The following is a 15,269-nucleotide window of genomic DNA, read 5'->3' on the forward strand; positions in this document are numbered from 1 at the left end:
GTTCTGGAGCGTTTGCGGTTGGCAATGGGCCTTGACCGTAAACGTCGAAAGCCGCCGGGTGAGGCGGCCTTCCGCCGCGTTGCCTCCAAGGGTGTCTACGCGGGTGGCGGCTCTATAGCGGAAGGCGGCGGGAGGTGCAAGCCAAAGGCAGTCATCCAAAGGCGATGGTCCGGGGCGGGACGATTAGCCCGGCCGAAAGCGCTCGAGGCCTCACGCCGGCGCCGGTCCACGGTTGTCACTGGAGCGGTTCAGCGTCGATAGGGTCACCGACCCGCTCCAGTTCTTTGTCTGTACGCAATTGCCCGGGGAAGGCGCTATGCTCTTTCTCCGGGAAAACCGCCGCGCATTTTTCCTGGAATTGCCCTATCCGCGCTTTTCGATGACGCCATACAGCACGTTGCGGTTCTCGCCAAAGAAAACCTGCGCCTCGACCGTGTTGCGGTCGACGCTGGCATTGATGATGTTCCACATGTCGACCTCGGAACGCAGCAGCAGCACCCAGTCCATGAACGTTTCCCGATAGCCGGCGTCGGGATTGCCCTCGGCGTAGTTCGCAAACAGGAACCTGCCGTTCGGCTTCAGCATCTGCAGGCAAGTCTTCGTGAGTTTCACGGCGACGTTGTGCTGGAGGTAGTCGTAAAGGCCGGAGGCGTAGATGAGGTCGAACTTGCCCAGCTTGTGGCCCCTGGTGAGCACGGTCCGCACCGAACCGTCGACGGCCTCGATCGCGGTGCCCTGGAAGTCGCGCGCGATCAATCCAACGCTCTGGGGGTCCTGATCGAGCGCAACCCAGCGCTTGAGGCGGCCCTCGGCCAAGGCGGTCGAACGATTGGCCTCGCGCAAATGACCGGCGGCGATCGCCAGGACCTCGGCTTGCGGTCCGCTCTTGTCCGCCGTCTCGTCGACATACCGGGTCAAGAGATCGCGCCGTTCCCGCGCCGCCACGCAGGACGGTACGTCCTTGGTATGGCTGTAGAGTGCTTTTCCGGTGTCCGAGGCGCTCGCCACGCTTTCGGCCACGTGCGGATCACAATAGATGTAGTCGAGCAACTGCGCGTCGCCGGAGTAGCCCCTCGGCTTGGTGAATGACCACCGGGTGAGCGGGTCCTGGAGAAAGTAGTCCAGGATCGGGTGGTTCTGCGCCACAGGGATCAACGACTGCCAAACGTCGGGATGAACCTTGGACCGCAGGGCGTTGAGGTAGGACAGCAGGCGACGAACGATCTCGGCAGGGTCTTTGCCTTCCTCGACCTGCTGGTGTGTGGCGTGGAGAATGAGCGCTAGCTCGGCGCGGGCGGTTTCGAACGCCTCGCCGTGATGCTCGGGCTTTTTTCGAGGAAAACTGCCGGCAATCATCTCGGCAGTAATCAGGCTTTTGCCATCAAAGACACTTTGCACTCGAGCACTCCATAGTTAACAGTCAGTTAACTTATTACGTACAATGCCCGATTTGCCAATGTCGTCCCGAACGCATTTTAACGGTATGCTTAATTTCCCGCCAACCATGTTCGCGCGTTAAAACCCGCCGCATTGGATTCCCGGCCCGAGTTAACCGAAATTTGTTTCGCGCCGTTGCATTGTCGTGCGAGGTGCGCAGTCGCCGTCGCGTCCAAGGAGTTGGCCCGCGTGGGGGCAGAAGCCAGAAAGAACTTGGAACGCAAAATCCCCTTCAACCAGGATTTGTCGAGAGCGAACGCGTGTCATCCAGACTGGCCGACATGGCGCATGTAGAGCCGTACGAAGCCCGCTACGAGCCGGGGGCCGACGAGCTCCGCGTCCTTTATCGAAGGGAAGCCCAGGCGAAGCGAAGACTGGAAGCCCGGCCTGGGCTTTGGATCGCCGTGGCCATCTATCTCCTGTTTTCGGCAACGGATCTGCTGCTGATCCCGGACGTGGCGGCCTATACGATCATGGCGCGCTTCGCCGTCGGTGTGACCGCGCTGTCGATCCTGGAGGCGCAACTTCGCCGGGGAGTGGCCACGGAATGGCTCGACGTGACTTGCGCCGGGGCCATCATTTTCGGCTATATCGGCTGGTTGTTCCCGGCCTTCATGAGCGCGGACAAGGAAAGCGTCGCCTACTATATGGTATTCGGCACCATTTTCATGATGAGTGCAAATCTATTCTTTACATTCAGTTTCAATCTATCGATCGTGACATCGACCATCATCATGTGTGTCTTGTATGCTGTGAATTACTTTGTGCCTGCCACGGTAACATACAAGATGGTATTTGGCGCCTTCTACGTTTCGTGCTTCACATTCACGTCCTATGTGAACTGGAAGCTGAACGAGGAGCGCTACAACGTCTTCCTGAACGCGCTGGAAGCCAAAATCCAGCACAAGGAAGCCACCGAACGCGGCAAGGCGCTGCTGCGGCTGTCGCGGACCGATCCGCTTACGGGTCTGGAGAATCGACGGGCGATCGATGAAAAGCTCAGGGACTACTGGGGGGAGTGGCAACGGGTCGGCACCAGTTTCGTGGCGATGCTCATCGACGTGGACTTCTTCAAGAAGTTCAATGACTGCTACGGCCACCAGGAAGGCGACCGTTGCCTCATCCATGTCGCCAATGCCCTCCGGGATATGATCAGGGAATACAATGGCTCGATCGGCCGCTACGGCGGTGAAGAATTCATCGTCCTGGCCCGCATGGAGAACAAGGATCAGATCATAGATATCGCGGAAGCCATTTGCCGCACCGTCGAGAACCTGGCGCTTACCCACGAACTGCGGCGTGACGGTATCTCGGTTGTGACGGTAAGCGTTGGGGCTGCATTCACCAGGACGCAGACCGGTGCCAAGCTGGAGAAGATCATCCACGAGGCCGACCGCGCACTCTATCTGGCAAAGGCAGGCGGTCGAAACTGTGCCCGGCTGTTCGATCCAACCGATCCCCAGAGCAGCGACGAGAGCGAGAACATTGCGGCTTTGCTGAAGATCGCGATCGGCCAGGCTCTCGTTTCACTGGTCTATCAACCGATCCAGGATGTCGCGACGGACCGGGTTGAAGCGGTGGAGGCCCTGATGCGCCTCAAAATGCTGGACGGCACATCGGTTCCGCCGAGCCTGTTCATCCCCGTAGCGGAGCGAACCGGCGCCATCCTGGAACTCGGGCGCTGGGCCATCAGGACTGTGTGCGCCGAGCTCCTGGCGCACGATCATGTGCGCGTGGTCAGCGTCAACGTCTCTCCGATCCAGCTCAAGACGCCCGGCTTCGCGGCGTCGGTCGCAACCATCCTGGGCGAGACCGGCGTAACCGGCAACAGGCTGGCCTTCGAGATCACCGAGGGGCTGGAGATGGAGATGCATTCGGACATTCTTCGCTGCATCAGCGACCTGAAGCTGCTGGGGATCAAGATCTGGCTTGATGATTTCGGCACCGGCTTCGCGGGCCTCTCATGGCTTCGGCTGATCGATTTCGATACGGTGAAGATCGACCGCTCCTTCCTTCATGACTGCGCCACCCCGAACGGCAAGGCAATGCTCCAGGACATCGTCGCGCTGGTCCGAAACCGTGGCCACAAAATTCTGGTCGAAGGGGTGGAAACGGACGAGCAGATGGCTCTCATGCGCGAATTCGGCATTGACAAGGTCCAGGGCTTTCATGTCGGCCGGCCCGCTCCGGCCGGGAGTTTCCAGGCAAAGCGGACTGTCAAACGCCCATTCACTGTGCTGAAATCCGCCTGATCAGGCTTGGCTCAGGTCCCGCCGACCCGCACGGCGGGCCGTCGATTTGATCCTGGCGCCCCGGACAATCCATCGGTCGGAACGGCTGCCAGGCGCAGGTGTGGCTGACGATCGCTCGTCAACGCCGCGGACAGCGCCTGGATCTCTCGGTTCAGGGCATCGAGTTCAGCCAGCGTCATGCCCGAGCGTTCGGTCGGGGTCTCATTCGGGCCGTTGCAGTGGACGGGCAGCTTGCGGCCGGCGGCGGCGAGGTCGACCTGGACCTGTCGCTGGTCGGCCTGGCGTCCGAGAATGGCGACACCCCTTAGCCGGAACCGCGCATCTGCCGAACCACTGAAGGGCGCTGCGGCGCAAACTCAATCTCCCGATTGCGCCAGTTTTGAAATCTTCTCGCTCATTTAATTCTACAAAATCGGTAGTCTTAATGAATAAGGACCGCGAGGAGAGCCCGATGACGAACAAGCTGGTGGTGGGAATATCCGGTAACCTGACCCGCCCATCGAAGACCAAGGCCTTTATCAGCCATATCGCCGGCGAGACGGCGAACCGCATCGGGGCGACCTCGGCTATATACGATATTGAAAATCTCGGTCCGTCGCTGCCGGCGGCACGGCACCTCGGCGATCTCGATCCTGCGGCCCGCGCCATCATCGAACAGCTGGTCGGCGCCGATGTGCTGGTCGCGGGGTCGCCGACCTTCAAAGGCAGCTATACCGGGCTCTTCAAGCATTTGTTCGATCTGCTCGATCCGTCGTCGTTGCGCGGGAAACCGGTCATCCTTGCCGCGACGGGCGGCGGCGAACGCCACTCGCTGATCGTCGAACATCAGCTGCGGCCGCTGTTCGGTTTTTTCGAGGCGCTGACCGTGCCGACCGCGATCTACGCATCGGACAAGGATTTCGCCGACGGCGTCCTGGTGTCGGAGGCCATCCATGCCCGCGCCCGGCAGGCGGTTGCCGAGGTTTCCCGCGTCGTCGGGACGGCACGCAGCGTCGGCCTCGCCGCCTGAACTCCAATGGTTTTCGAACAGAGGGACCCAGCCATGACCATCAAATCAAGACAGATCAAGCTCGGCGCCTTTCTACCCGGTGGCGGCCAGCATGTCGCCGCCTGGCGCCACCCCGACGCTCCGGCCGACGGCGCGACCAATTTCGAGTTTCACAAGCAGCTCGCGCTGACCGCCGAACGGGGCCTGTTCGATGCCTATTTCCTCGCCGACAACCTGACGGTCGGGCTTGGCGCCCGCGAAGGCGGCAACGCCAAGATCGCGGGTTTCGAACCGGTGACGTTGTTTGCGGCGCTGGCGCCGCTGACGACGCATCTCGGATTCATCGCCACGGCCTCGACCACCTATGAGGAGCCCTACACGCTTGCCCGCAAATTCGCCTCGCTCGACCTCTTGTCGAATGGCCGGGCCGGCTGGAACGTCGTCACCTCGGCGGGCGACGACACGGCGCGCAACTTCAACCGCGACATCCAGCCCAACCATGCCGAGCGCTACGCACGAGCGCATGAGCATGTCGAGACGGTGAAGGCGCTGTGGGACAGCTGGGAGGACGACGCCTTTATCCGCGACAAGAAAACGGGCCGCTTCTACGACAAAGACAAGCTTCACGACATCGACCACAAGGGTGAGCATTTCAGTGTCAAAGGGCCGCTCAACGTGCCGCGTCCGGTGCAGGGCCACCCCGTGGTCGTGCAGGCGGGCCAGTCCGAGGATGGGCGCAAGCTCGCGGCAGCCTCGGCCGAGGTCATCTTCACCGCGCATCAGAACCTTGCTTCTGCGCAGGAATTCTATCGCGACATCAAGGCCCGCGTGGCGCTAGCCGGCCGTGATCCCGAACAGGTGCTGATCATGCCGGGCGTGGCGCCCTTTGTCGGCCGCACCGAAGAAGAGGCGCGAGCCAAGTATCAGCAATTGAACGACCTGATCCTGCCCGAGGACGGCGTCGCACTGCTCAACGGGCTTGCCGGACAAACGCTCGATCTCAGGGGCTATCCGCTCGACGGACCGCTGCCGCCGAGCCGCGAAACCGAAGGCATGAAAAGCCGCCAGGCGCTGATCCGCCAGATCGCAGACGAGCACAACTTCTCCATCCGCCAGCTCTATCAATGGGTCGCGACCGCACGAGGCCACTACACCGTGATCGGCAGCGCCATTCAGGTCGCCGACCAACTGGAGGAATGGTTCAGCAACGAAGCCGCCGACGGGTTCAACATCCTGCCGCCATGGCTGCCCGGCGCGCTAGACGATTTCGTCGACCTGGTGGTCCCCGAATTACAGCGGCGCGGCCTGTTTCGTACCGCTTACGAGGGCAGGACGCTGCGCGAGAATCTTGGCCTCAAGCGGCCGCAGAACCCCTGGACGGTTGCCCGTTCGACCGTGCTCGCCGCCGAATGATGCGTTGAAGCGAAAGGCATGACGATGACTTTGCAGCACATTGAACGGCCGACCGGCATCGGCGCGCATGAAAACGGCAACGGGCTCGGTGCCGATATTCTGAGCCTGGCTGGCCGAACCCTGGCGCGTCTGCTGTCGCGCTATGGCGTGCTTCTGGGTTTCCTGGCGTTCTGGCAGGCAGCGGCGAGCGGCGGCTGGGTCAATGCCGCGGTGTTGCCGCCGATCGACATGATCGTCGTAGCGCTCTGGAAGGGCCTCGCCGGGGGCAGCCTGCTCGGCGACATCGCCATCAGCCTGCAGCGCGCCGGCCTCGCCTTCGCCGCGGCGGCTACAGTCGCCATCCCGCTCGGCCTCGTCATGGGTCAGGTCCGCAGCGTCGAGACGGCGCTCGATCCGATCCTGCAACTGTTCCGGCAGACCTCGGCCCTGGCGCTCTATCCCGTCTTCATCCTGCTTCTGGGGCTAGGCGAAGCCTCCAAAGTGTTCGTCATCTTCTGGGCGACGCTGTTTCCGCTGCTGCTCAACACGATCAGCGGCGTCAAGGAGGTCGATCCGAAGCTGCTCGAAATGGCGCGCGTCTACGGCGCCCGGCGGCTGACCATATTCCGGCGCGTCGTGCTACCAGGCGCCGTGCCTTCGATCTTCGTCGGGTTGAGGCTCGGCGCGACCACCGCGCTGCTGTTGCTGATCGCCTCGGAAATGATCGGCGCCAACAAAGGCATCGGCTTCCAGGTGATGAACGCGCAGTACAATTTCCAGATCCCGCTGATGTTCGCGTCGATCGTGATCCTGGCCGCGCTCGGCCTGATCGCGAACCAGGTGCTGGTCAGCCTGCAGCGGCGGCTTTGCCGCTGGAGCAGTTCCGCCGGCTGAACAGCCGCCCCCATCATCGTCATTTTTGAAAAGTGAAAGGCCGGATCATGACCATCACACGCCGCTCCCTGCTTCTGCGCGCTCCTCTTGCCGCCGGCATCATCGTCGGGCTACCGTCGATCGCGCGGTCGCAGGCCGCTTCCGTCAAGATACGCTATCTCGCCAGCCGCGGTGGCATCTCTCCGCATGAGCTCGCCGACCAACTCGGCTACTTCAAGGGCCTCGGCATCGAGCTCGAGAATGTCGGCTATGCGGGCGGCGGCCCGGAATCGCTGTTCGCGCTCGCCTCCGGCAGCGTCGACCTGGGTTCGGCCGCCACGCCGGCCGTGATCAACTCGATCGCCGGCGGCAACGACTTCGTCGCCGCCTATCCGAGCAACGGCATCAACAGCCAGGTCAAAAGCGTCTTCTATGTGCTGGAGGACAGCCCGATCAGGTCGATCGCGGACATCGCCGGCAAGACGATTTCGGTCAACACGCTCGGCGCCCATCTCGACTACGCGGTGCGTGAGGCGCTGCACAGCGTCGGCCTGCCGCCGGACGCGGCGAAGCTCGTCGTGGTGCCGGGGCCGCAACTCGAGCAGACGCTGCGCTCGCATCAGGTCGATGTCGCCGGGCTCGGCTACTGGCAGGCGACTTTCGCCGGTGCCCTGGTGGCCAATGGCGGTGTGCGCGGCGTGTTCAACGACGCCGACGTGCTGGGCGAGATCGCGGGCGGCTTCGTCGTGCTGCGGCGGGATTTCATCGTCGCCAATCGCGACGCCGCCAAGAACTTCGTCGAGCAGTCCGCGCGTGCGGCCGACTGGTCGCGACAGAACCCCGACGAGGCACGCAAGGTGCTGGCCGAAATCCTCGACAAACGCGGCGAGAACGGCGAACTGGCGCGCTACTGGACGGGTTTCGGTCTGCGCGAGAAGGCGGTGGCGACCGACCGCGACATCGACTTCTGGGTGGCTGTGCTCGAGCGCGACGGCCGCCTGCCGAAAGGCAAGCTCAAGGCTGCCGACATCCTCTACCGGCCAGGCGAAAGCAAGACCAATTGAGCAAGGGGACTCCCAGCATGGCCACAGCACGCGGCGAGGTCACGATCCGCGACCTGTCGAAGTCCTTTGCGCTCGGCGGGCGCTCGCTCGCCGTGCTGCGTTCGCTCAATCTCGACATCCGCTCCGGCGAGTGCCTGGTCATTGTCGGCGCCAGCGGATCGGGCAAGACGACATTGCTGCGCATCCTTGCCGGGTTGGAGACCGCCGACGAGGGCGCCGTAGCGATCGACGGCAAGCAAATAAAAGGCGTCGGCGCGGAGCGGGCGGTGATCTTCCAGGAACCGCGCCTGCTGCCCTGGCTGAGCGTGCTTGGCAATGTCGCATTCGGCCTCGAAGTTCGCGGCGTGCCCAAGGCGCAGGCCGAGCAGAGGGCGCGCTTCTACATAGCGTTGGTCGGTCTTGCCGAGTTCAGCGATGCCTACCCGCGGCAGCTTTCGGGCGGCATGGCGCAACGCGTCGGCATCGCCCGGGCGCTGACGGTGCAGCCCGAGATATTGCTGCTCGACGAGCCGCTCGGCGCCCTCGACGCCATGACCAAGATCTCCATGCAGGAGGAACTGGCGCGTATCTGGAGTGAGGAAAACGTCACCATGGTCATGGTCACCCACGATCTGGAGGAGGCGATCTATCTCGCCGACAGGGTGCTGATCCTGCCCAAGGAGAAAGGCGGCGCGGCGCGGCTGATCACCGTCGACCTGCCGCGCCCCCGTGATCGCAGCGAAAGCCGCTTCGTGCGCCACCGTGAAGAGTTGCTGCGCGAATTCGGCCTGCACTGAGGCCTCGACGCGCTCGCACGTGTCGAGGCGCTTTCCCAGGCTAGGCCTTCCGCGCTTCCTTCATGTTGGGCAGGAACACCGTCAGCAGGCCCAGGAACGGCAAATACGAGCAGATCTGGAAGACGAAGTCGATGCCCTTCATGTCGGCCACGATGCCGAGCACGGCTGCCGCGATGCCGCCGACGCCGAAAGCGAAGCCGAAGAAGATGCCGGCGATCATGCCGACGCGGCCCGGCACCAGTTCCTGCGCGAAGACGACGATGTTGGAGAAGGCCGACGACAGGATCAGGCCGATCAGCACCGTCAGCACCATCGTCCATTCCATGTTGGCGTAGGGCAGCGCCAGCGTGAAGGGCAGCACGCCGACGATGGAAAACCAGATCATCGCCTTCTGTCCGTAGCGGTCGCCGAAGGGACCGCCGAGCAGGATGCCCAGCGCCGAGGCGCCGAGGAAGAGGAACAGCATGACCTGCGACATCTGCACCGAGACGTCGAACTTATGGATGGCGTAGAAGGTGTAGTAGCTGGAGAGGCTGGCGATGTAGGCGTTTTTGGTCAGCACCAGCAGCGTCAGCACCGCCAGCGCGCCCATCACCTTGCGGCGCGGGAAGGGCGAGACGAAACTGGACGTCTTGCGGTTCGCCTGCGTGGCGCGCAAGCGGCTGTACCAGCCGCCGACCTGCCACAACACGACGATGCCGATCAGCGACCCGACGGCGAACCATGAAATGCTGGTCTGGCCGAAGGGAACGACGATGAACGCCGCCAGCAGCGGTCCCATGGACTGGCCGAAATTACCGCCGACCTGGAACAGCGACTGTGCCAGGCCGAAGCGGCCGCCTGAGGCGAAGCGGGCGATGCGCGAGGATTCCGGATGGAAGATCGCCGAGCCGATGCCGATCAGCGAAGCGCCGATCAGGAGCAGCGTGTAGTGGCCGGCATAGGCAAGCACGATCAGGCCGATCAGCGAGGAGGCCATGCCGTAGGGCAGGGAATAGGGCATTGGCCGCTTGTCGGTGATCATGCCGATCACCGGCTGCAGCAGCGACGCGGTCACCTGGAAGGTGAAGGTGAGAAGGCCGATCTGCCAGAAATCGAGGCCGTAATTCTCCTTCAACAGGGGATAGATGGCCGATAGCAGCGACTGCATGATGTCGTTGATGCAATGGCAAAAACTCACCGCCAGGATGACGGTGAAGGCCGTCGCCTGGGCTGAAGCATGGCTGGCGGTCGCGGGAGGGGCGACGGCTGTCGTATCGGTCAAGGTAGGCTCCGTAGTCTTTTTGGCGGGCATACCCGCGGGCAAGCTGGCGGACGCTCCTGCGCCGCCTTGGGAACGGATGGCTTATAGGCTGCTTGCGGGACGACTTCTTTCGTGGTTTGGTCCAATAGTTTCGCAAGTGGGCCATAGCTTATGCCGCATGGCAGGGAAATTTTTCACGCTGGTAGTGCCGACCTCGAGCAGTTGCACGAGCGACGCTGGCTATGGCTGGAGCAAGTGGCCGGGCCGGCGGTGGCGTTGCCGACCGAATATCCCGACGGCTACCATGTGCCGCGGCACCGCCACAGCCGCAGCCAGTTGCTGCATGCGCTGGTCGGTGTCGTGCTGGTGACGACGCGGCACGGGCGCTGGATGGTCCCGCCCGATCACGCCATGTGGATTCCGGCGGGAACCGAGCATTCCGTCGAGATGCTGGGCGATGTCTCGATGCGCTCGGTCTATGTCATGCCGGGAGCGATCCCCGGACTGCCGGAAGGCCTGCGCGTCGTCGGCGTCACCGACCTGATGCACAGCCTGATCGTGGAATCGGAGAAACTGCCGCAAGGCGGCGTGCTGGAAGGGCGCGGCGGGCTGATCATGAATCTCCTGCTGCACGAAATCCCGACCTTGCCTGAGCGGCCGCTTGGCCTGCCGTTCCCGTCCGATCCCAGGCTGGCGGCGCTGTGCCGGCGTTTCGTGGCGGCACCGTCGCCGCGCGCGACGATCGACGAGTGGGCGGACGCCGCCGGCATGAGCCGACGCTCCTTCACGCGCGCCTTTCATCGCCAGACCGGACTGTCGCTATCGACATGGCGCCAGCAAGCATGCCTGTTCGCGGCGCTGCCGAGGCTCGCCGATGGCGAGCCGATCACTCGGGTGGCGCTCGATCTCGGATATGACAGCGTGCCGGCCTTCATCACCATGTTCAAGCGCATGCTGGGTGCCTCGCCGCGCGGCTATATGCGAGGCGCGCGAGATGCCGGCGAAAACCCGCGGCGCATAGGCGGTCCGATCGCCGCTTGAGGCAGCGCCGATGGCATCAAGCTGATGCAGCAACCCTCGGTCTAAGGTCCATTTGCAGGAGCACTGATTGCACGTTGTAATCTGTTTTGCTGCGCTACGCGCCCGCCGGGATCGACAATTAGTCGAACAGGCTCGACACCGATTCCTCGGTTGCCGTGCGCGAGATGGCTTCGCCCATCAGGTCGGCGATCGAGATGACGCGGATATTGGGGGCGTCGAGCACGCCCTGGGTCGGCTGGATGGAATCGGTGATCACCAGTTCCTGCAGCTTGGAGCCGCTGATGCGGGCGACCGCGCCGCCCGACAGCACACCATGAGTGATATAGGCGGTGACGCTGGTGGCGCCGTTGGCCAGCAGCGCATCGGCGGCGTTGCACAGCGTGCCGCCGGAATCGACGATGTCGTCGATCAGCAGGCAGTCCTTGCCGGCGACCGCGCCGATGATGTTCATGACCTCCGATTCGCCGGGACGCTCGCGGCGTTTGTCGACGATGGCGAGCTGTGCGTCGAAGCGCTTGGCCAGCGCGCGTGCACGCACCACGCCACCAATGTCGGGCGACACGACGACGACGTTGCCGAGCTGCTTGTATTTCGCCTTCACGTCGCGGGCCATGACCGGCACCGAGAACAGATTGTCGGTCGGAATATCGAAGAAGCCCTGGATCTGGCCGGCGTGGAGGTCGAGCGTGAGCACGCGGTCGACCCCGGCGCGGGTGATCATGTTGGCGACCAGCTTGGCCGAGATCGGCGTGCGGCCGGAGGCGCGGCGGTCCTGCCTGGCATAGCCGAAATAGGGGATCACCGCCGTAATGCGCTTGGCCGACGAGCGCATGAAGGCATCGATCATGATGAGCAGTTCCATCAGGTGATCGTTGGTCGGAAAGGAAGTCGACTGCAGGATGAAGACATCCTCGCCGCGCACGTTTTCCTGGATCTCGACGAAGATTTCCTGGTCGGCGAAGCGCCTGACACTGGCTTTGCCCAGCGGGATGTTGAGATAGCGGGCGACCGCCTCGGCCAGCACCCTGTTGGAATTGCCCGCGAAGAGTTTCATGCACCGTTCCTGGTGGAGGATGGAGAGCCCCAACAGACTCGCCTACGCCCTTTAACCGGGCTTTTAGCGGCCCGCGCGGCTATTGCAAGCACCGTGATTGGAAATCCGCCGGCTAATCCTGGGAAATGTTCGCGCCATCGCGTATGGGCAACACCGGGCAACGGACCCGGCGCCGCTGCTCCTTCCTCTTGTTCGAGCATCGGATTTCCCCGCGGCCCCTTTCCATTCGGGTCCGATGGTCTAGCCCGCCTTGCCGCCGAGCCATACCGCGAACTGGTCGATGGTCTGGTCGGCGATTGCCTGCATGGTGGCTGGCGCCACCGCTTTCCAGCTGTCGCCGCCCCCGCTGGCGCCGGAATTGGCCGAAGCCGCCTTCTGCTGGCCGTTGATGCGATGCAGGCGGTTGCCCGAGGGATCGTAGACGTCCCACACATAGATGACGGTGGTGTCCTTGCCTTCGGAGATCACCGAGAAATAGCCTTTGAGCACATGGGTCGCGGTCTGGTCGGCGCTGCCGGCCAGCGTGATGCCGCGCTGCCTGGCGCGCGTCTGCAACTCCGCCGTCAGCGGCGTCGCCGCTTCCACCGAAGCGCCGACGATCGGCGCGATCTGCAGGCGCGTCCTGGCAAGGACTGCCGCGGTCTGGGCCGGCGTGGCTGACGTCGTGGTCGTTGCAGGAGCGCCCGCCGTGGTCGTGGCGGGGCCAGCGGGCGCCGGGGTGGCGGTGCCGCCGCCCTGGGTTGCCGGCGTGGCCGGCGCCGCGGCCGTGGGCGGGGTGATGGCGGAGGGTTCGAGGACGTCTTTTGCGTTGGTGCAGGCGGCGAGCGCCAAGACCACGAGCAATGACACGGTCGTCAGCTGCGATCGTCTCATTTGCCTTCTAACTCCTTGGCGAAGAACGCCTCCCATCGTGGATTCACTGTACGATCAAGTCGAGATCATGGCGGGAAAGCGGCTTCGGCTGTGATTCGGTCGTGAGATAGGTGCGGCCAAGCGTCATCGCCGTCTCGGTTTCGGAATCCATGATGATCATGTGGGCGAACAGCGTCATGTTCGGCGCGATCGGCTCGGGATTGCCCTGGTAGAACATCGGCATGTCCATCCAGGACGGGGTGAAGCGGGCGCCGACCGAGTAGCCGCAGGCATTCAGCCGATGCTTGGTCAGTCCACGTGCCTCCATGACACGGGCATGCGCGTCGAACACGTCGCCGAAACTGTTGCCCGGCGTCATCGCCTTCTCGACCGCCAGCAGCGCGGCACGGGCCGCGTCGAACAAGTCCTGATGGCGCTTCGAGGCCTTGCCGGTCAGCACCGTGCGCATCATCGGCGCATGATAGTGATGAAACACCCCCGCCCATTCGAGCGTCAACTGGTCGTTCTTGGTGAGCTTGCGGCGGCCGGCCTTGTAGCGGCACAGCAGTGCGTCGACGCCGGAGCCGATGATGAATTCGTTGGCCGGATAGTCGCCGCCGCCGGCAAAGATCGCGCCTTGCATGGCGGCAAGGATCAGTGCCTCGTCACCGCCCTGCTTGATCAGCGGCAAGGCCGCATCCAGCGCGTCGTCGGCCAGGTTCGCCGCCTTCTCGGCCTTGGCGATCTCGGCCGGGCTCTTGAACAGGCGCAGCCGACCGACGATGCCGGACGCATCGGCGATCTGGCCGAAGGTCTGCAGCTGCTCGTCGAGGCGGCGGCCATTATAGGCGGTCAGCCCATGAGTGTCGTATTCGACCCCGATGCGGGCGCCGAGCAGGTCGAGCTCGTTCAGCAGATTGCGCAGGTCGACCGCCGGATTGGCGCCATCGCGATCGGTCCACAGCACGATGTTGTCGATGATCGAGGTGTGGCGCGCCTGACGCAGGTCGGCCGAGCGGGTCAGCAACACCATGGACCCGTCGGCTTTCACCACCAGGCACTGGAAGAAGCAGAAACCGAACGTGTCGTAGCCGGTCAGCCAATACATGCTTTCCTGCGCGAAGAGCAGGATGGCGTCGAGCTTCTTCTCGGCCATCTCGATCACCAGCCGATCGCGGCGCGCGTCGAATTCGGATCGTTCAAAATGCAGCGCCATCATTCACTCTCCAAAACGATTGCCGATACCTGCCGGCCGTAATCGGGTTCCTTGCGGTGCGTCGTGCGCCGGTAGGAGTAAAACAGATCTTCCTCGGCATAGGTGCAGCGGCCGAGACCCTGCGCGGTCACACCCGCCCTGTCGAGCCGGTCCACCGTGTAGCGGTTGAGGTCGAACATCGAATGACCGGGATTCGCCGAAGGCGCGAAATACCTGTCATTTTCGCCATCGGCCTCGACGAAGCGGGCGACGAATTCGGGCCCGACCTCGTAGTTTTCCGGGCCGATCGAAGGGCCGAGCACGGCGACGATGTTTTCACGGCGAGCGCCGAGACTTTCCATGGCGGCAATGGTGTTCTCGAGCACCCCCGTGAAGGCGCCTTTCCAGCCGGCATGCGCCGCGCCGATGATGCGCGCCCCGGCATCCGCGAACAGCACAGGGCCGCAATCGGCGGTCGAGGCGCCGATGGCGATGCCCGGCCGGTCGGTGACGATGGCGTCGGCCTTGGGGCGTTCACCGGCAAAGGGTTCCCTGGCGATGACGACATCAGGCGAATGGATTTGCCAGGCGGTCAGGAGATGGTCCGCCGGCACGCCCATCCAGGCGGCGACACGGCGGCGGTTCTCGGCGACCAGCGCCTGGTCGTCATCCGAGCCGGTGCCGATGTTGAGGCCCCGATAGATGCCGGTCGAGACCCCGCCTATGCGGGTGAAATAACCGTGGCGGATGCCTTGTGCCTGCGCCAGGTCCAGCAGCGGCGACCGCACGGGATCCGGTTTAGTCTGATTCAGCATGTGGGCGTTGTTGTCCGTGTGGGCGGTTTCGTCAAGAAAAAGTCGGAAAGCGAGACGGCCGGCGTTCAGCCGCTCTTTTACCGGACGGGAGATTGGGAGGGGTGACGGTGAAAAGTCAATCCGGCGTGGCGAAGGGGCAACGCAACGAATCCGGGGTAACGGTTCCTTCGCCGCTGCGCGGTTGAGGGAGCAATTGAACGGAAAAACCCGCCTGTGCGGCGGGTCCCTGGCGCAACTCAGCACCATAACCAAATGTCTACCATAGTTGCCTTCACCCCGTCAAGAAA

At 63.5% G+C, this 15,269-nt stretch carries 13 protein-coding genes; 7 read left to right on the forward strand and 6 right to left on the reverse strand.

What is annotated here, in order from left to right:
• Nucleotides 1–363 precede the first annotated feature (363 nt).
• Complete coding sequence (locus LB532_RS19530) at nt 364–1,398, reverse strand: class I SAM-dependent methyltransferase (protein ID WP_140639728.1); 1,035 nt, start codon at nt 1,396–1,398, stop codon at nt 364–366.
• 320 nt (nt 1,399–1,718) lie between these two features.
• Between LB532_RS19530 and LB532_RS19535 the strand changes: the two genes are divergently transcribed.
• The 6 genes from LB532_RS19535 (at nt 1,719) to LB532_RS19560 (ending at nt 8,782) form a co-directional block, all read left to right on the forward strand.
• Nucleotides 1,719–3,689 carry a putative bifunctional diguanylate cyclase/phosphodiesterase gene (locus tag LB532_RS19535; protein ID WP_140639853.1) on the forward strand — a complete coding sequence of 657 codons (1,971 nt, stop codon included), beginning with the start codon at nt 1,719–1,721 and terminating at the stop codon, nt 3,687–3,689.
• Between the two features lie 451 nt (nt 3,690–4,140).
• Nucleotides 4,141–4,698, forward strand: a complete 558-nt coding sequence (msuE, locus tag LB532_RS19540) for an FMN reductase (protein ID WP_140639727.1) — start codon at nt 4,141–4,143, stop codon at nt 4,696–4,698.
• Nucleotides 4,699–4,731: 33 nt separating this feature from the next.
• Entirely contained in the window at nt 4,732–6,090 is a 1,359-nt protein-coding gene (locus LB532_RS19545; protein WP_140639726.1) for an LLM class flavin-dependent oxidoreductase, read from the forward strand.
• A 24-nt stretch (nt 6,091–6,114) separates the two neighbouring features.
• The gene (locus LB532_RS19550; RefSeq protein WP_140639852.1) at nt 6,115–6,963 is read left to right on the forward strand and encodes an ABC transporter permease; all 849 of its coding nucleotides are present in this window, start codon (nt 6,115–6,117) and stop codon (nt 6,961–6,963) included.
• Nucleotides 6,964–7,010: 47 nt separating this feature from the next.
• Nucleotides 7,011–8,006 (forward strand): ABC transporter substrate-binding protein, encoded by a 996-nt coding sequence (locus LB532_RS19555; protein WP_140639725.1) that lies wholly within the window; start codon nt 7,011–7,013, stop codon nt 8,004–8,006.
• A gap of 17 nt (nt 8,007–8,023) precedes the next feature.
• Nucleotides 8,024–8,782: an ABC transporter ATP-binding protein gene (locus tag LB532_RS19560; RefSeq protein WP_140639724.1), complete on the forward strand. Its 759-nt coding sequence runs from the start codon at nt 8,024–8,026 to the stop codon at nt 8,780–8,782.
• A 40-nt stretch (nt 8,783–8,822) separates the two neighbouring features.
• Here LB532_RS19560 and LB532_RS19565 read toward each other — a convergent pair whose 3' ends face one another.
• Complete coding sequence (locus LB532_RS19565) at nt 8,823–10,076, reverse strand: MFS transporter (RefSeq protein ID WP_181169375.1); 1,254 nt, start codon at nt 10,074–10,076, stop codon at nt 8,823–8,825.
• Nucleotides 10,077–10,196: 120 nt separating this feature from the next.
• Between LB532_RS19565 and LB532_RS19570 the strand changes: the two genes are divergently transcribed.
• Nucleotides 10,197–11,066: an AraC family transcriptional regulator gene (locus tag LB532_RS19570; RefSeq protein WP_140556082.1), complete on the forward strand. Its 870-nt coding sequence runs from the start codon at nt 10,197–10,199 to the stop codon at nt 11,064–11,066.
• A 118-nt stretch (nt 11,067–11,184) separates the two neighbouring features.
• Here the strand turns inward: LB532_RS19570 and LB532_RS19575 are convergent, their stop codons facing one another.
• The 4 genes from LB532_RS19575 to pgeF form a co-directional block, all read right to left on the reverse strand.
• On the reverse strand, nt 11,185–12,120 hold the full coding sequence (locus LB532_RS19575) for a ribose-phosphate pyrophosphokinase (protein WP_019860650.1): 936 nt from the start codon (nt 12,118–12,120) through the stop codon (nt 11,185–11,187).
• A 240-nt stretch (nt 12,121–12,360) separates the two neighbouring features.
• Entirely contained in the window at nt 12,361–12,993 is a 633-nt protein-coding gene (locus LB532_RS19580; protein ID WP_140639722.1) for a hypothetical protein, read from the reverse strand.
• 43 nt (nt 12,994–13,036) lie between these two features.
• Nucleotides 13,037–14,188, reverse strand: a complete 1,152-nt coding sequence (locus LB532_RS19585) for a M24 family metallopeptidase (RefSeq protein WP_140516886.1) — start codon at nt 14,186–14,188, stop codon at nt 13,037–13,039.
• Nucleotides 14,188–14,982: a peptidoglycan editing factor PgeF gene (pgeF, locus tag LB532_RS19590; RefSeq protein ID WP_140639721.1), complete on the reverse strand. Its 795-nt coding sequence runs from the start codon at nt 14,980–14,982 to the stop codon at nt 14,188–14,190. Before pgeF ends, LB532_RS19585 begins: the two co-directional genes overlap by 1 nt.
• Nucleotides 14,983–15,269: the final 287 nt, after the last annotated feature.

It is taken from the genome of Mesorhizobium sp. ESP-6-2 (assembly GCF_020164675.1).
GTDB lineage: Bacteria > Pseudomonadota > Alphaproteobacteria > Rhizobiales > Rhizobiaceae > Mesorhizobium.